The sequence below is a fragment of the Agrobacterium tumefaciens genome (assembly GCF_009649785.1).
GTDB lineage: Bacteria > Pseudomonadota > Alphaproteobacteria > Rhizobiales > Rhizobiaceae > Agrobacterium > Agrobacterium tumefaciens.
On the sequence record NZ_WJOK01000010.1, the window covers coordinates 125,738 to 142,155 of the forward strand.

The window sequence follows — 16,418 nt, forward strand, 5'->3', positions numbered from 1 at the left end:
TCGTCATCCCTGTGCCTGTCGCATGGATGTGGGGTGGGGGTATGGGTTATTCTACGCAGGGAACTGGCGGTAACATTCCTCCGCGATCTTCTGCACCTCGGCGCGCGTCAGCTCGGCAGAAACCGCATAGCCCAGTTCGTTGTCGATCCAGTAAAAGGTCTCGACGCCATCGGCGCTCGCCATGCGGAAGCTGGTGGTGCGGTTTTCCTCGTTGTGGCCGACCAGCACCGTTACCCGGCGGCCGGTCTTGTCCTGATACATCAGCATCGCCCCTGGCTTGCCGCTGACGGGGATCAGGCGCCCGCCGACGAGATCATATCCGATCTTGGAAAGATCGGGGATGGCGAAGGGATAACCGAGCCTTTTGCCGAGCCATGTTGCAAGGTGCTGCTGCTGTTCGGCTCCAACTTCAACGGGGTGGCGCACCTCGCTTGCATAGATGAGATAGGCCGATTTCGCCTGCGCGGGAATGTCAGTCGTCAACGACGCCAGAACCACGTCCTGCGGCGTGGCGAGCGGCGGCGGCACAAGCCTTCCGGCTGCCGCACCCGCCGCGAAGATCAGCAACACAGCTGCCGTTCGCAGAAGAACCGGTTTCAGCCGCCACGCGGGCGCGTGTTTTCTTTCGGCAAGCATCGCGGTGTCGTGCGGATGTTCGGCGGCATAGGCGGCGAATGCGGCTCGCAGGGTTTCAGCCTGTTTTTTCCAGTCTTCCACACGCTCCCGCTCCTGCGGCCTTTCGGTCAGCCAGGCCTCGACAGCCGCGCGGTCGTCGTCGGACAAAAGCCCGTCGACATAAGCGTGCAGATCGTCTTCGGTAATGGCATCGGGCCTTTTCATCGTGGTCTCCGCAGGGGAATGATATTGTCCGCCGCCAGGTGCTGGCGCAGGGTTTCGCGGGCGCGGGAAAGTCTGGACATGACGGTACCCACCGGGATCGACAATGTCTCGGCTGCCTCCTGATAGCTATAGCCTTCCACCGTCACCAGCATCAGCACCGCCCGCATCTCTGGCGAAAGCAGCCCGAGCGCGACGTGCAGCCTATCGTTTTCCAGCGTGTCGCCGAGTGTGTCGGCAACGGCCAGGCTCTCATGGCCGTCGAGACTTTCGGACGGGTGACGTTTCGCGGCGCGGTGGCGGTTGCGATAAAGATTCGTCATTATCGCATAAGCCCATGATTTCAAAGCCGTTCCGTGCCATTGCCTCTTGTTGGTCAGCGCCTTTTCCACGCAGTCCTGCAAAAGGTCCTCGCCATCGGCGTCGGAGCGGGAAAGGCTGCGGGAATAACGCCGCAGCATGGGTATCAGCGCCAGCATCTCCGCCTCGAAGGAGCCGGCTGCGGGGGAGAGGCTCCCCCGCGTCTTGCCATTCATGCCATCATGGTTTTGCGGCATCCCATACACCGTTCATACCGTCGCCGGTTGCATCGCCTTTTTTCATGTCCTTGGCCCAGTAGTAGAGCGGCATGCCGTCCTTTGCCCACTGCATCTTGCCGTCCTTGCGCGTCACAAGAGAATAGGCGCCTTCGGCCTTGTCGCCAGTGGCCGCGAAGAACGGCGGCCAGTTGGTGGCGCACTTGTCATAACAATTGGATACGCCCTTCTTGTCGTTCTTGAAAGTGTAGAGCGTCATGCCTTTTTCGCCCGCGAGCACATTGCCTTTGGCGGTCTTGACCGTCTCGACCGCGGGTGCCGCATAGGCCGTTCCGGCAAAAGCCAGAACGAGGGCGGGAACGATAAAGCGGATTTTCATGGACATATCCTCCTTGGTTCGGGCGGCTTCTGCCGCCAGCACATCAAAAGACACCGCAGGTCACTGCTTTATTCCCTCCGCCGGTGCGATTTTTAAACTTATCCGTTGAGCTAAGTTTTTCGCTGTGATAGTTAGTCTTATGGATAACTATTCAGTGCCACTTGACGATATCTTCCAGTCCCTTGCCGATCCGACACGACGGGCCGTGCTTTTGCGGTTGGGCAGCGGGGATGCGAGCGTCGGCACGCTTGCCGAACCTTTCGCCATGGCCCTGCCGTCGTTCATGAAACATATCCGCCAGCTGGAAGGAGCGGGGTTGATCGTGACGCGCAAGCAGGGCCGGGTGCGGTTCTGCTCGCTGGAGAAACAACGGTTTTCAATGATCGAGGTCTGGCTTTCGCAACAGCATGCCATCTGGGAAGGCCGGACGGACCGGCTTGAACAGTTCGTCATGGCGCAACAGGACAGAACCTCCGATAAAGGGGAGAATGACAAATGACCGACACTTTCAATCCCGATCTCGATCTGAAGATTTCAAGGATCATCAGGGCGCCGCGCCATCTGGTCTGGAACGCCTGGGTCGACAAAAACAGCCTCGAACAGTGGTGGGTGCCGCATCCCGGCAAATGCCGTGTCGAGAAAATGGAGCTTTTCCCCGGCGGCGCTTTCGAGACCCGCTACAGCGAAGACGGGAAGGCATTTGGCGATCACATAAGCGGTTGTTTCCTGGCGGTGGATCATGAGGAGCGTCTGGTCTTCACCGACGCGTTGACGGCAGGCTTTCGCCCGTCCGCGCGCCCATTCCTCACCGCGGTGATGAGTTTTCGCGATCATCCTGAAGGCATGGAGTATGTGGCCTATGCCATGCATAGAAACCCTGGGGATCGCGACAAGCACGCGGAGATGGGATTTTTCGACGGCTGGAACACGGTTGCCGAGCAACTGGCGCAGCTTGTCGAAAGACAGGCGGTCAATTGAGGCGCATCAACCGAACAGGGCAATATCCGGCTTGGTCAACATCAGCCAGATGATGCCGAGCACTGCGAAGAAAGCCGGAAAACCGCAGGCAAACCAGATGCGGTAGAGACGGAACCATTGCTGCGGCAGGGCCTCTCCGGTTGCGGCGCAATCGCGGGCGATATCGCGTAGCTTGATCTGGATCCACACCACCGGCAGCCAGAAAATGCCGGTGAAGACATAAAGGCAGAGCGAAAGGGCGATCCAGCCTTCGCTCAGCGGCCAGCCGATGATGCGCGCCAGAAAATAACCGGTGACCGGCTGGATGATCGCCGCCGTGGCGGTAAAGATGGTGTCGGCGATGACGACCGTGCCCGAAACATGGGCGATCAGCGCCGGGTTTGCCGTCCGCCGCGCCATCACCATAAAAAACGCTATGCCAGCCCCGGTGCCGAACAACACGGTTGCGCCGATGACATGGGCGAGCCGCAGAAGGTCTTCAGGTGTCATCAGCGTTCATCCAGTGTGGCAAGGGTGACAAGTGTCAGGGCGATGGAGGGCAGGACCTTGACGAGGGGGCCGAGCGGATCGAGCCACAGACCCGGCTCCAGCAGACTGCCACCAGTCAGATAGGCGGCGGTGACCAGGAGCATGGCGATGAGCGCTTTTCTGGCAAGTGGTCTTATCACGACGGTGATGCCCAGGGCGATATCGATGAGGCAGGATGCGAGTGTGAGGGTGACGGCCGGCACTTGCGGCATGAAGGGCAGGAAATGCGCCGCCGAGCTGTTGATATCAAGCAGCGGGACGAGGCCGGACAATAGCCAGAACAGCGACAGGCAGAGAATGAGGACGGGTTTGAGCAGATATGATCTGGCAAACCACAGGTCCTGCACGCCGGAAGGGTAAGCTGCCAGCGTGTCCCTCAAGCTCTTGAGCGATGTCGTCGCTTTTGGCGCGCTGTTCTCCGTCACGATACCTTCCGACATCACTGTCATGGCGGTTGAGCGCAACGGCGACCGCCAGCCGAGCTTTCCCGCAATATCCGCCGTGAGGGCGACGGGGCGCATGAAGGCAGCCGGAAGATTTAGCGCGGGAGCAGGGGCGAGGCCGAGCCATTGCCGGTGCGCAGCGACCACGCCTTGCAATGTCAGCGTTTCGTTTGCTGCCAGCTCGATATCGCTACCTGACGGGATTTCGCCATCTATTGCTGCGCTGACTGCCAACGCGACATCTTCGACTGCGACGGTCTGTACTGGCATATTGCCGTTTACGAGCGGTACAGCGAAGGGGAAGCTTGCAAGCGCGCGCACGAGTGCTGTGCCGCCATGGGCGTTGCGCCCGACAACCAGTGCGGGGCGGAGAATGACAAAGCGCAGACCGCTTGCGGCAAGTGCTATATCGGCTCGGCGTTTGGTGGCGAGGAAGGGCAGTTGGGAAGCGGCTCCGGAAGTGCGGGCCGATATCTGGATCACAAGCTTGCCGCCCGCATTTACCGCTGCCCGGTAGAGCGCCAGCATCGCTTTTTCCTGCGTCGCGGCAAGATCATCCGACAGGCCGTCCTGAAGCGCACCTGCGCAATTGACGATGGCGTCATGGTCGCTAACGAGTGCCGCCCAGTCGGCAGCGCTGGTCATACGCGAGAGATCGGCGGGAACCCAGCTGGCGAAAGGCCATTTATCTTTAGCTCGCGCAATGATGCGAGCCAGCCCAGTAACGGTATGACCTTTGCCGTGAAGGCTGCGGATCACTTCGGAACCGATGAAACCCGTTGCGCCCAGAATCAATATCTTCATGCGCCGCATGATACCCGCCATGGTTTAAAAACCAGCCGTGTTTTATTGCCGCATTCTGATGGTGTGATTCATCTTTCGTTCTTTTTCTGTTGCGCACGGTGCTCGAATCCTGCGATGAGGGCGCATGTTATTTTCACCGCAACAGGACGAAGCGCTCAAGGCTGTTTCCCGCTGGCTGAAGGAAGGCCGGACGCCGGTTTTTCGGTTGTTCGGTTATGCCGGAACCGGAAAGACAACGCTTGCCAAACATTTCGCGGAAAATGTCGATGGCGAAGTGCTGTTTGCGGCCTTCACCGGCAAGGCGGCGCAGGTGCTGCGCTCGCGCGGGGCGACCAATGCCCGCACCATCCATTCGCTGATCTACCGCCCGCGCGGCGAAGAGACCGTGGAAGACGAGGAGACCGGCAAGACCTCGGTCGCGCCAATGTTTTCCATCAACCGCCAGAGCCCGCTCGCCAAGGCGGCACTCATCATCATCGATGAATGTTCGATGGTGGATGAGCAGCTCGGCAAGGATCTGATGAGCTTCGGCACGCCTATCCTGGTGCTCGGCGATCCCGGGCAGTTGCCGCCGGTTTCAGGCGGTGGCTTCTTCACGGAGCAGGAGCCGGATTACCTGCTCTCCGAAATTCATCGGCAGGCCAAGGACAATCCCATCATCCATCTTGCCATGGATGTGCGGGAAGGCCGCGAGATCATGCGTGGCGATTACGGTGCCGCGCAGGTGATTTCCAAGTCCGAGGTGACACAGTCGCTCGTGCTCGATGCCGATCAGGTGCTCGTCGGCACAAATCGCACGCGCCGCCGCTATAACCAGCGGCTTCGCGAGCTGAAGGGATTTACGGCCGATTATCCGCAATCCGGCGACAAGCTGGTTTGCTTGAGGAACGATCCCGCCAAGGGCCTGCTGAACGGCTCTCTCTGGCAGGTCATGAGTTCGTCGCGCGAGACGGTGAAACCCGGCATCAACCTGATGATCCGGCCTGAAGACGACGATATGGATCGCGGCGCGGCCAAGATCAAATTGCTGAAGGCGGCTTTCGAGGATGTGGAAACGGAAATTCCGTGGACCACTCGCAAGCGTTATGACGAGTTCGATTTCGGCTATGCGCTGACCGTGCACAAGGCGCAGGGTTCGCAGTGGAACAATGTGGTTCTCTTTGACGAGAGCTATGCCTTCCGCGATTCGCGCGAGCGGTGGCTTTACACCGCCATCACCCGCGCCGCAGAAACACTCACAATCGTTCGCTGAGATAGAGCATTTCCGGTGAATAGCGGGACACCTTCAATGCTCCAATTCTTTTGTCTGTGCATTGTCCGGACGGAAAACCGCTGTGCAGTTTTCGTGGAAATGCTTTGTCAGGCGCGGATGACGCCCAGCAGAACCGCTTTGGCAACCGCCTGAAAGCGGTTGCTGGCACTGAACTTGCCGATGATCTTCGCCTCCAGTTCGTTGAGGTCGTTACCTGAAAGGCCGAGAGCGCGCGCGAGCCTTACCGGTGCGTACCCCTCCGCCATCAGTTCCAGGCATTTTCGCTCGTTGTCTGTCAGCGCGATATCCTTGCCCGGTCCCCGCTCAGCGGCGTCGAGGCCATCAGTATCGTTATCGGTGGCGAGCAGTTCCTCGATCTGCTGGGCCTGGCGCTGAAGCGTGGAGCGTTCTGCGGTCAGTTCTCTTTTTCGCTGCCGCAGCGCGGAGTGGAATATCTCGTCCGCTTCTTCCTGCGAGAGAGAGCGGGCAAGTTTTTCCATGATGTCTGTAATGGCTGCGACGGAAATGCCGACTTCGCGACAGACATTTATCACCGCCATGCGTTGCACGTTGCGGTGGGAATAAACCCGCATCTGGCCGATGCGTTTTGAGGTCAGCAGCGCCTTTTCTTCGTAAAAATGCAGGGTCCGGTGCGTTACGCCGAAAATGTTGGCCATGTCGGCGATGGGAACCGGTTCGGCGGGCAGGGAGGAGGGCAGGCTTATATCCGGTAAAAAGCTGCTGATCCTTAGATTGGGTTTGTCCTCGTCGCCGTGTTCAAACGGCATCCTGCCATTCTGCATCGTTTCCCCCTTCGCGCGTTTTGACAGTGTGCCTGCTTTTTATGGCATTCGTTACTTGTTCCCCACCGCAGACCTGTCTTCTGATCAAGACATTTTGCCGATGCTGCATGAGAACCGTAACCTGTATTGCCTGCTTTCGTTCCCGTATCCTTAAAAAATTTTATCGGCCTCCTTGCGGTCGGCGTCAACCTGCGTGAAACAGGATGTCAATTCCGAACCGGAGCCTCGATGTCATGCCCGCAAAACTTTCCGTCAATCTGAACGCAATTGCCATGCTGCGCAACCGTCGCGATCTCCCATGGCCGGATGTCGCGCATTTCGGGCATATTGCACTCGCTGCGGGTGCTAGCGGGCTGACTGTACACCCTCGACCGGACCAGCGCCATATCCGCTTTTCGGACCTGCCGGTGCTGCGTGCGCTCATCGATGACAGTTTCCCAAGTGCGGAATTCAACATCGAAGGTTATCCGACGGAGGATTTTCTAGTTCTGTGCGAACAGACCCAGCCTGAGCAGGTGACGCTGGTGCCCGACGATCCGTCGCAGGCGACATCAGACCATGGCTGGGATTTCCGCAAGCACGCGGTTTTCCTGAGAGAAGCCGTTGGGCGCCTGAAGGCTGGCGGTATGCGGGTTTCGCTTTTTGCCGATGGTGACGGCGAGCGCGAAGCGGTGGAGCTGGCGGCTGAGACGGGTGCTACCCGCATCGAGCTCTATACCGGTCCCTATGGCGGCTGTTTTGACGATCCGCAAAAGGGTGACGCGCTTCTGGAAAAACTCGGACAGACGGCGGACTACGCCGCAGCGCTCGGGCTTGCCGTCAATGCCGGGCACGACCTGACTGTAGCAAACCTGCCCAAGCTTATGAAACGTATACCTTATCTTGCAGAGGTCTCCATCGGTCACGGGTTGACGGCGGATGCGCTGGAATATGGCATGGCTGAAACAGTCCGGCGTTTTTGTCGCGCCTGCGGTCAGGCTATTTCATAACCAAAGTCAATTTTTTTGCCTATAATCTGCTTGCGCATGCTCCGTGCGCGAGCTTTTAAAGGCAGAGACACATGCAAGAACATCACGTTGTCGTCGTGGGTGGAGGCTTCGGCGGCTTACAAATGGTACACGGGCTGGAGGGGGCCCCTGTCCGCATCACATTGATTGACCGCCGCAACCATCATCTATTTCAGCCATTGCTTTATCAGGTTGCGACGACGGCTCTTGCGACATCCGAAATCGCCTGGCCGATCCGCCATCTTTACCGCGACCGCAAGGAAGTGACGACGCTGCTTGCGGAAGTGAACGGCGTAGACCGTGACGCCCGCACCGTGCATCTGAGTTCCGGTCAGGTCATCGGCTTCGATACGCTGGTGCTGGCCACCGGCGCCCGTCATGCCTATTTCGGCCGTGACGAATGGGAGCGTGCCGCTCCCGGCCTCAAGACGCTCGAGGATGCAACGACGATCCGCCGCCGCCTGCTTCTGGCTTTCGAGCGTGCGGAACTTGCCAGCAGCGAAGACGAACGGCAGGCGCAACTGACCTTCGTCATCATCGGGGCAGGCCCGACGGGCGTGGAAATGGCGGGCATGATCGCCGAGCTTGCCCACAAGGCGCTGCCGCCGGAATTCCGCAATGTGGATACCAGAAAGAGCCGCGTGCTGCTTGTCGAGGCAGGTCCGCGCGTTCTGCCGGTTTTCACGGACGATCTTTCGGCCTATGCCAAGCAGGCGCTTGAAAAGCTCGGCGTCGAGGTTCTGCTCGGCACACCGGTGACGGCCTGCACCGATGAGGGCGTGACGGTGGGTGAGACCTTTTATCCGTGCCGCACGGTGGTCTGGGCTGCTGGCGTGCAGGCGTCTCCCGCTGCAAAGTGGCTGAATGCTGCTGCCGACAGGGCGGGACGCGCTATCGTCGGGCCGCATCTGAATCTGGAAGACGACCCCAATATCTTCGTCATCGGCGATACGGCCGCCGTCAATCAGGAAAACGGCAAACCGGTGCCGGGCATTGCGCCTGCAGCCAAGCAGCAGGGCGCCCATGTGGCAAAGGTCATCAATGCGCGGCTATCCGGAGAGCCGGAGCCCGCGCCGTTCCGCTACAGCCATCAGGGTAATCTGGCGACAATCGGCAAACGCGCGGCGGTGATCGATTTCGGCAGGTTCAAGCTCAAGGGCGTGCTTGCATGGTGGATCTGGGGGCTTGCCCATATCTATTTCCTGATCGGAACGCGCTCGCGGCTGGCCGTGGCGTGGAGCTGGCTGTGGATTTACCTCAGCGGCCAGCACAGCGCGCGGCTGATCACCCAGAAAGAGACGTTGAAGGACGAGGCCTGAGGGCAGGGCGGGTAAAGGAAAGCGCGGGAAGCATTGGCTTCCCGCGCTTGCTTATGGTCAGTGCGCCAAACCATTCCTCCGTCACGCCGTATTAAGTGCGGGGTTACGGAGTGCGGATGTGGCGAGCTTGTGCCAATCCAAGGCTCAAGCGTCGAGCGATGCCATGTCGATGACGAAGCGGTAGCGAACGTCGCTCTTCAGCACCCGCTCATAGGCTTCGTTGACATCCTGGATGTTGATCGTTTCGATCTCCGAGACGATGTCATGCTCACCGCAGAAATCCAGCATTTCCTGGGTTTCCTTGATCGAGCCGATCATCGAGCCGGAGAGGCTCTTCGCACCGATGATGAGCGAGAAGGCGTGGACCGGGATCGCATGTTCCGGTGCACCGACCACGACCATGCTGCCCTTGGGCTTCAGGAGGCCGAGATAGGCGTTCCAGTCGATTGCGACACCTGCCGTGCAGATGATCAGGTCGAAGGTGCCGGCCAGCTTTTCGAAGGTCGAGGCGTCGCTGGTGGCGTAATATTCCTTCGCGCCGAGCTTCAGTCCGTCTTCCTTCTTCGACAGGGTCTGGGAAAGAACTGTGACATCCGCGCCCATGGCAGCGCCGAGCTTGACGCCCATGTGGCCAAGACCACCCATGCCGACGATTGCGACCTTCTGACCGGGACCGGCGTTCCAGCGGCGCAGCGGCGAGTAGAGCGTGATGCCTGCGCATAGAAGCGGCGCGGAAGCGTCGAGCGGCAGGTTGTCCGGGATCGACAGGACATAACCTTCCTTGACGACGATCGAGTCGGAATAACCGCCATGGGTGGCTGTCTTCGTATTTGGATCGACATCGTTGTAGGTCTGGACGAGGCCGGGCATGTAGTGTTCGTTGTCGAGGTCGCGGGTGGCGCAGCCGACGCAGGAATCGACGAAACAGCCAACGCCGACATGATCGCCGACCTTGAATTTCGTGACCTTGGAGCCGACGGCCTTCACGACACCGGCAATCTCATGGCCGGGAACGATCGGGAAGACGGCATTCTTCCATTCGTTGCGGACGGTGTGGATGTCCGAGTGGCAGATGCCGGCATATTTGATATCGATGACAACGTCGTCATCGTTAGGCTCGCGGCGTTCGAAGGTGAACGGGGTAAGCGGCTTCGACGCATCGGTCGCAGCATAACCTCTTGCAATGGCCATCTGAATATCCTTTCGGGAGTTGGGGACGGCGGAATATGCAATGGAAGGGTGCCGGGGCGTTAGAGCGATCCTCCGAGCTTCTTGCACGATCCTGCAAAAAATTGCGGTGGGCTATTTGCGGAAACTGGCCCGGCTTTCTAGATAATGCAAACAGACACGCTGCTTCCTTCCCTAAAGGGTTTCCCAGATGACCATGCCGTTCAATCTCTATCAGGAGATCGCCTCCATCGCCGCACGGCATGCCACCCGGGATGGCGAGGTCCAGACGGCAATCGAAACCCTCGGCATCAGCCGCCGGTCCACACCCAGCGCGCCGTGCCACGGCAGCTATCGTCCCTGCTTGGCAATGGTGATCCAGGGGTCGAAAAGCGTTCAGCTGGGAACGGACACCATCAATTACGGGGCCGGCGACTATCTTCTGACCTCGCTCGACCTGCCGGTTGCCTGGCGTGTGGTGGAAGCGAGCGAGGAAGTACCGCATTTTTGCATCGGGCTTGCGATCGATAGCGAAAAGCTGCTCGACCTTATGAGCCGCATGCCGATCGAGCGGCCTCAGGAGCCGGTGAGCGGCCAGCGCGGCATCGTGGTGAACGCCGCCACACCGGAGCTGCTTGATGCGGCCATCCGGCTGATGCGCCTGCTTGACCGCCCGGCGGACATTGCGGCCATGGCGCCGCTGATCGAGCAGGAAATCCTCTATCGAATCCTGACCGGACCAGCGGGTGGGCAGCTGATGAACATCGTCGCTGCCGGAAGCCACGGCAATCGGATTGCCCGCGCCATCGCCTGGCTGCGCGAGAATTTCGCGCGCCAGCTGCGTATCGAGGAACTTGCGGAGCATATCGGCATGAGCGTGTCGTCTTTCCATCACCATTTCAAGACGATCACGGCCATGACCCCCATTCAGTACCAGAAGCAGTTGCGGCTGCATGAGGCGCGCCGGCTGATGCTGCTGGAGCGCCTGGATGCAGGCACGGCCGGCCATCGTGTCGGTTACCAGAGCCCTTCGCAGTTCAGCCGGGAATACAGCCGCTTTTACGGGATGTCGCCCTCACGCGACGTCGACGCCTCGCGTGAGATAAGCGCGGCCGGATAAAGCGGCATTATGGTGCGGCGCATTCTGCTTCCGCATCGCGTCAATTCGTACATCACTGCGAAGAAAGCGCTTGACGGGCAAGCTGCCTCCGCTTAAATGGCGCTCGAACCGTACCGTACGGTACATTAATCGAGCCTCTGGAGTGGAAATAAGTGGCCTCCGACCCGATCACAGCGCAGGAATTTTCGCCGCGCCAGAACGCCGTTCTGGATCAGGCATTGCGTCTTCTGGTCGAGGGTGGCGAGAAAGCGCTGACGACCTCTGGTCTTGCGCGTGCGGCCAACTGTTCCAAGGAAAGCCTCTACAAATGGTTTGGCGACCGGGACGGCCTGCTGGCTGCGATGATCACCTTCCAGCAAAGCAAGGTTCGCACCTTCGAGAAGGCGGGCGACCGCGTGTCTGCGCCGCAGCTTGCCGATCATCTCGAGGTTTTCGCACATGATCTGCTTGATGTGCTGGCGGGCGATGTGTCGCTGGCGCTCAACCGTCTGGCGATAGGGCAGGCGAGCCGTGATGGTTCCAAGCTTGGCGATCTTCTTCTGGAACGTGGCCGTCGCCAGATCGACCGCCGCGCCCGCGGGTTGATCGAGGCGGGTCGCCGTTCGGGTTACCTGCGTTTCGATGACGCCGAAGAGGCGTATCGCAGTTTTTACGGCCTCATCGTTTCGGATCTGCATGTGCGCATGCTGCTGGGCGAGGCGCCTGACAAGGATTTTTCCGCCCGGGCAAAGAAGGCGGTGGTCGCCTTTCTAACACTCTACGGCACGGAAAAGGTACATTCGGAACTGGGCGGCAAGGTCGCCTGAGGTTCCGGTTCACACAGAGACAAGCATTAGGGAAGGACCATAAAATGCGCGTTTATTATGATCGTGATGCGGATCTCAATCTCATCAAGTCCAAGAATGTCGTCATCGTCGGCTACGGTTCCCAGGGCCGCGCCCATGCGCTGAACCTCAAGGATTCCGGCGCCAAGAACGTCGTCATTGCTCTGAAGGCCGGTTCGCCGACCGTCAAGAAGGCGGAAGCCGACGGCTTCAAGGTCATGACCGTTGCCGAAGCCGCCAAGTGGGGCGACCTTTTGATGATGGCGACGCCTGACGAATTGCAGGCCGACATCTACAAGGCTGACATTGCCGGCAACATCCGTGACGGTGCGGCGATTGCTTTCGCACACGGCCTCAACGTTCACTTCGGCCTCATCGAGCCGAAGGCTTCGCTCGACGTCGTCATGATCGCACCGAAGGGCCCCGGCCACACGGTTCGCGGCGAATACCAGAAGGGCGGCGGCGTTCCCTGCCTCGTTGCCGTTCACCAGAACGCTTCCGGCAACGCACTTGAACTCGCTCTCTCCTACGCCTGCGGCGTTGGCGGCGGCCGTTCTGGCATCATCGAAACCAACTTCAAGGAAGAGTGCGAAACCGACCTCTTCGGCGAACAGGTCGTTCTGTGCGGCGGTCTCGTAGAACTCATCCGCGCCGGTTTCGAAACCCTGGTCGAAGCCGGTTACGCACCGGAAATGGCCTATTTCGAATGCCTGCACGAAGTGAAGCTGATCGTTGACCTGATCTATGAAGGCGGCATCGCCAACATGAACTACTCGATCTCCAACACGGCCGAGTGGGGCGAATACGTCACCGGTCCTCGCATCATCACCGCTGACACCAAGGCTGAAATGAAGCGCGTTCTTCACGACATCCAGACCGGCAAGTTCACGACCGAGTGGATGCAGGAATGGAAGGCTGGCGGCGCACGCTTCAAGGGCATCCGTCGCAACAACGACGCCCACCAGATCGAAGAAGTCGGCGCAAAGCTGCGCGGCATGATGCCCTGGATCGGCAAGAACAAGCTGGTCGACAAGGCTGTCAACTAAGCTTCATTGCTTTACAGAATATTGGAAGGCCGGGGCGAGAGCTCCGGCCTTTCTGCATTGGGCTTGGCTAGGATCACACGATGGCGTCGGCTTCCTCGATAATGACCGATACGGGAAAGTGATCGGAGAAACCACCGAGATTGACGTTTTTGACTGCATCGCCTTTCGACAGGCCGAAGCGGATCGGCCCCTCATTCTTGCTGTGGCTGACCATGGCGGCAATGGCTTCAATTTTCGCGGTTTCCTCGCGCACCGCGAAGCCGCTGCTCCCGGTCAGAAGCGATCTTGAGACGAGGATCTGGTCGAAGATATTGGCGTCGCCGTTGAAATAGAGCGTGCCATAGATCGTTCTTGCCGTACCGACTGAATCCACTACCTGCTGGCGCAGGTAGTTCCAGGTGAGATTGTAGAACATTGCCGATTGCGAGCTTTCGACATCGTCGCGCTCGCGGGTGGAATTGGCGTGATAGCGCAGCGATGCATCGGAAGGGTCGTCGTTGAAATCGCCGAAGGCGACGACGGCGATGTCGTTACCTTTCTCTTCCCTGATCCGCTGGTGCCAGTAGCCAAGCGTCTCACCGGCGGTCATGCGAAAACCGGCGCTTTCCACCGCGCCGCCGGAGCGCGACGGCCAGTGATTGGAAAGGGCGATAAGCTGGCGTCCGCCCTTGGTGATGAAGGTGCATTGGGTAATGTCGCGCGTACCGGTGCGGCGCATCACGAAATGGCTGAAAATCTCGGTTTCGTTGATCAGTAGCTTCTTGCTGTCATAGATGAAGGCCGTATCGATGCCGCGCTGGTCCTTGCTGGAATCTGCATGCACCACACGGTAGGCGCGCTCGGGCATGAGGTCGTTCAGATGTTCCGCAAGCGTCTCCAGAACGAAACGGTTCTCGACTTCGCACACGCCGAGCAGATCCGGCCCGGCGCCGCCGATCTGTCTTATGATCAAACCGAGTTGCCTGAGCTTGGTCTTGAACAGATCTTCGGTCCAGCCTTTGAGATCGTTCTTCAGCCGCTCGGCAATCCAAGGTTCGCGCGCTGGATAACCCTCCGGCGCAAACAGGTTTTCGACATTCCAGAACGCCAGGACATATTGGGTCATGATACCTCACACCTCCGGTTGGTTTTACAAAACCTAGTGGAAGTTTTTGCCACAACAACTTGAAATTGTTATGACGGGTTTAGCACACGACCCAGTCTGCCGTTGGATCTTATTTGCCCGGAGGGATGACGCCCTTCGTCAGCAGGAAGCAGCCGTAAAAACGGGTCTCGCCTGTTGTGATGACGCAATATGCGTTTTTAGCCTGTTCATAGAAGGCGAAGCGTTCGATACCGTACATGGGGGCGGATTTTCCCTCCGCCGCGTCTATTTCCTTCTGCACTTCGACCTGTACGGGTTCCAGCTGGTCCGGCGCGCCCATCACTTCCATGCGTCCGACCGAAGGCTGCAGCGGCGTGTCGAGTGGCAGCACCGAGAGGATCGCCTGCATGGCGCGGGCGGCGGAAATGTTGTCCATGCGCAGCACCTTGCCGACCGTTGTCTGGCGAGCCACCGAATCGGAAGGGAAGTTGGTGTCGGAAATCACCAGCGTATCGCCGTGACCCATGGCGCGTAGGGCGTGAAGAACATCGGCATTCAGCGCCGGGTCGATATTTTTCAGCATGTCGTCAAACTCCCATGATGCTTTCGCCGTGTCGCGGCGCGTGGCCGCAATCCAGCCGGAAAACCTTGCCGCGTCAATCGCAAACGGAAGATTGTGAAGCTTTGCGCAAGGGTGTATTTGGCTTTGTCCGCCAAAGGCGGGCCCAAATGCGGGTAACGTGCAGGGAGGCAGAAATAATTCGAAAAACTGATAAGTCAGTATTGCTGACGTATCGACATTTCTGTAAAGATGCACGCATAAAAACGACACAAGAGGAAACGTACCCATGCTTGATTGGGAACAAATTTTCGCCACGCGCTCGTCGCGCATGAAAGCGTCTGAAATCCGCGAGCTGCTGAAGCTGCTCGAGCAGCCCGATATCATTTCCTTTGCCGGCGGTATTCCGGACCCGGCTCTTTTCCCCGCAGAGGAGTTCCAGCAGGCTTATGCGGAAATTTTTTCGGGTTCGCAGGTCAACTCGGCGCTGCAATATTCGGTGAGCGAAGGTTACAAGCCGCTGCGCGAATGGCTGGCGGGCGAAATGGCCGAGATCGGCATTGAATGCACTGCCGACAACGTCTTCATCGTTTCGGGTTCGCAGCAGGGTCTCGACTACCTCGGCAAGCTGTTCCTGTCGCCGAAGGATACCGCGCTGGTAACCTGGCCGACCTATCTCGGCGCACTTTCCGCCTTCAACGCCTATGAGCCGAATTACGACCAGCTCAATCCCGGCGGCAACCGCACGCCCGAAGCTTACCGCGAAACCGCGGCCAAGCTCGGCGGCGCGGTGAAGTTCGCTTATCTCTCTGCCGATTTCTCCAATCCGACCGGGGAAACCGTTGATCTTGCCGGCCGCGAAAAGGTTCTGGCGCTGGCTGACGAGCTGGATATCGCCGTCATCGAAGACGCCGCCTATCAGTCGCTGCGTTATGATGGTGAAGCGGTTCCGCCGATCATGGCGCTGGACATTGCCCGCTCGGGCGGCATCGAGAACACCCGCACCATCTATTGCGGCAGCTTTTCCAAGACGCTCGCACCCGGCCTTCGCGTCGGTTACATCGTCGCGTCTGCGCCAGTTATCCGCAAGCTGGTGCTGATGAAGCAGGCCGCAGACCTGCATTCCTCGACGATCAACCAGATCGCCATCGAACGTGTCGCTTCGCGCGGCTTCGACAAGCAGGTCGCCAAGATCAAGGCTGCCTACAGCGCCCGCCGCGATGCGATGCTGGCTGCGCTCGACAGATACATGCCGAAGGGCACGCGCTGGACCAAGCCGGAAGGCGGCATGTTCATCTGGGTCACCCTGCCGGAAGGCATGGATGGCGCCGCATTGCTGGCAAAATCCATCGCAACGGAAAAGGTCGCCTTCGTTCCGGGTCGCGCCTTCTTTGCGGATGGCTCGGGTACGAACACGCTGCGCATCAGCTTCTCCTGCGCCAATGAGGCGATGATCGAGGAAGGCATGAAGCGGCTTGGCCGGTTGATCGCGACGGCGCAGGCGGAGACGACCGAAGTGGTTCCGGCGATTTGAGGGTTGCCAGGTTTTCGGCAGCGACGGGGAGGCGGCTTACCCCCCCTCTGTCCTGCCGGACATCTCCCCCACAGGTGGGGAGATCGACCCGTGGTGAGGTTTCGCCCATCTCAACGTTCGAAAATTAAGTGACGAAAGAGCGTCTTGCCGATCTCCCTCCTTGTGGGGGAGATGCCCGGCAGGGCAGAGGGGGGTAGG

18 protein-coding genes are annotated in these 16,418 nt (G+C 59.3%); 9 read left to right on the plus strand and 9 right to left on the minus strand.

The window, feature by feature from the left end:
• Positions 1–51 precede the first annotated feature (51 nt).
• From GH784_RS12985 to GH784_RS12995, 3 genes are read right to left on the minus strand one after another with little or no spacing between them, the layout of a single operon-like run.
• Positions 52–840, minus strand: coding sequence for an anti-sigma factor family protein (locus GH784_RS12985; RefSeq protein ID WP_065702374.1), 789 nt, complete (start codon positions 838–840; stop codon positions 52–54).
• On the minus strand, positions 837–1,394 hold the full coding sequence (locus GH784_RS12990; RefSeq protein WP_003513086.1) for an RNA polymerase sigma factor: 558 nt from the start codon (positions 1,392–1,394) through the stop codon (positions 837–839). The genes GH784_RS12985 and GH784_RS12990 overlap by 4 nt, the downstream gene beginning before the upstream one ends.
• Positions 1,378–1,758: a COG4315 family predicted lipoprotein gene (locus GH784_RS12995; RefSeq protein WP_075807749.1), complete on the minus strand. Its 381-nt coding sequence runs from the start codon at positions 1,756–1,758 to the stop codon at positions 1,378–1,380. Before GH784_RS12995 ends, GH784_RS12990 begins: the two co-directional genes overlap by 17 nt.
• A 133-nt stretch (positions 1,759–1,891) precedes the next feature.
• Here GH784_RS12995 and GH784_RS13000 point away from each other — a divergent pair, with 133 nt between their 5' ends.
• Complete coding sequence (locus GH784_RS13000; RefSeq protein WP_153793453.1) at positions 1,892–2,251, plus strand: ArsR/SmtB family transcription factor; 360 nt, start codon at positions 1,892–1,894, stop codon at positions 2,249–2,251.
• Positions 2,248–2,730: an SRPBCC family protein gene (locus GH784_RS13005; RefSeq protein WP_065702376.1), complete on the plus strand. Its 483-nt coding sequence runs from the start codon at positions 2,248–2,250 to the stop codon at positions 2,728–2,730. The genes GH784_RS13000 and GH784_RS13005 overlap by 4 nt, the downstream gene beginning before the upstream one ends.
• Positions 2,731–2,736: 6 nt before the next feature.
• Here the strand turns inward: GH784_RS13005 and GH784_RS13010 are convergent, their stop codons facing one another.
• Positions 2,737–3,219 carry a DUF2269 family protein gene (locus tag GH784_RS13010; RefSeq protein WP_065702377.1) on the minus strand — a complete coding sequence of 161 codons (483 nt, stop codon included), beginning with the start codon at positions 3,217–3,219 and terminating at the stop codon, positions 2,737–2,739.
• Positions 3,219–4,505, minus strand: a complete 1,287-nt coding sequence (locus GH784_RS13015; RefSeq protein WP_065702535.1) for an SDR family oxidoreductase — start codon at positions 4,503–4,505, stop codon at positions 3,219–3,221. Before GH784_RS13015 ends, GH784_RS13010 begins: the two co-directional genes overlap by 1 nt.
• Before the next feature lie 124 nt (positions 4,506–4,629).
• On the opposite strand from GH784_RS13015, the gene GH784_RS13020 reads away from it, so the two are divergent.
• Positions 4,630–5,757 (plus strand): ATP-dependent DNA helicase, encoded by a 1,128-nt coding sequence (locus tag GH784_RS13020; protein ID WP_003513075.1) that lies wholly within the window; start codon positions 4,630–4,632, stop codon positions 5,755–5,757.
• A gap of 107 nt (positions 5,758–5,864) precedes the next feature.
• Here the strand turns inward: GH784_RS13020 and GH784_RS13025 are convergent, their stop codons facing one another.
• A complete protein-coding gene (locus GH784_RS13025; protein WP_003513073.1) occupies positions 5,865–6,560 on the minus strand; it encodes a MerR family transcriptional regulator in 696 nt (231 codons plus the stop codon).
• 233 nt (positions 6,561–6,793) lie between these two features.
• Between GH784_RS13025 and GH784_RS13030 the strand changes: the two genes are divergently transcribed.
• Both GH784_RS13030 and GH784_RS13035 read left to right on the plus strand, forming a co-directional pair.
• Positions 6,794–7,549 carry a pyridoxine 5'-phosphate synthase gene (locus GH784_RS13030; RefSeq protein WP_065702536.1) on the plus strand — a complete coding sequence of 252 codons (756 nt, stop codon included), beginning with the start codon at positions 6,794–6,796 and terminating at the stop codon, positions 7,547–7,549.
• A 71-nt stretch (positions 7,550–7,620) separates the two neighbouring features.
• Positions 7,621–8,886 (plus strand): NAD(P)/FAD-dependent oxidoreductase, encoded by a 1,266-nt coding sequence (locus GH784_RS13035; RefSeq protein ID WP_065702378.1) that lies wholly within the window; start codon positions 7,621–7,623, stop codon positions 8,884–8,886.
• A gap of 144 nt (positions 8,887–9,030) precedes the next feature.
• On the opposite strand, the gene GH784_RS13040 is transcribed toward GH784_RS13035, so the two are convergent.
• On the minus strand, positions 9,031–10,077 hold the full coding sequence (locus tag GH784_RS13040) for an NAD(P)-dependent alcohol dehydrogenase (protein ID WP_003513067.1): 1,047 nt from the start codon (positions 10,075–10,077) through the stop codon (positions 9,031–9,033).
• Positions 10,078–10,264: 187 nt separating this feature from the next.
• Here GH784_RS13040 and GH784_RS13045 point away from each other — a divergent pair, with 187 nt between their 5' ends.
• The 3 genes from GH784_RS13045 to ilvC all read left to right on the plus strand — a co-directional run bounded on the left by GH784_RS13045 (position 10,265) and on the right by ilvC (position 13,043).
• Positions 10,265–11,173: an AraC family transcriptional regulator gene (locus GH784_RS13045; RefSeq protein WP_019565330.1), complete on the plus strand. Its 909-nt coding sequence runs from the start codon at positions 10,265–10,267 to the stop codon at positions 11,171–11,173.
• A 152-nt stretch (positions 11,174–11,325) separates the two neighbouring features.
• A complete protein-coding gene (locus GH784_RS13050; RefSeq protein ID WP_003513063.1) occupies positions 11,326–11,979 on the plus strand; it encodes a TetR/AcrR family transcriptional regulator in 654 nt (217 codons plus the stop codon).
• A 44-nt stretch (positions 11,980–12,023) separates the two neighbouring features.
• A complete protein-coding gene (gene ilvC, locus GH784_RS13055; protein WP_003507583.1) occupies positions 12,024–13,043 on the plus strand; it encodes a ketol-acid reductoisomerase in 1,020 nt (339 codons plus the stop codon).
• Between the two features lie 73 nt (positions 13,044–13,116).
• On the opposite strand, the gene GH784_RS13060 is transcribed toward ilvC, so the two are convergent.
• Together GH784_RS13060 and GH784_RS13065 are read right to left on the minus strand one after the other, a co-directional pair.
• Positions 13,117–14,148: an endonuclease/exonuclease/phosphatase family protein gene (locus GH784_RS13060; RefSeq protein ID WP_019565331.1), complete on the minus strand. Its 1,032-nt coding sequence runs from the start codon at positions 14,146–14,148 to the stop codon at positions 13,117–13,119.
• A 109-nt stretch (positions 14,149–14,257) separates the two neighbouring features.
• Complete coding sequence (locus GH784_RS13065; protein WP_065702379.1) at positions 14,258–14,710, minus strand: RbsD/FucU family protein; 453 nt, start codon at positions 14,708–14,710, stop codon at positions 14,258–14,260.
• A gap of 265 nt (positions 14,711–14,975) precedes the next feature.
• Between GH784_RS13065 and GH784_RS13070 the strand changes: the two genes are divergently transcribed.
• On the plus strand, positions 14,976–16,220 hold the full coding sequence (locus tag GH784_RS13070) for an aminotransferase-like domain-containing protein (RefSeq protein WP_025593984.1): 1,245 nt from the start codon (positions 14,976–14,978) through the stop codon (positions 16,218–16,220).
• Positions 16,221–16,418: the final 198 nt, after the last annotated feature.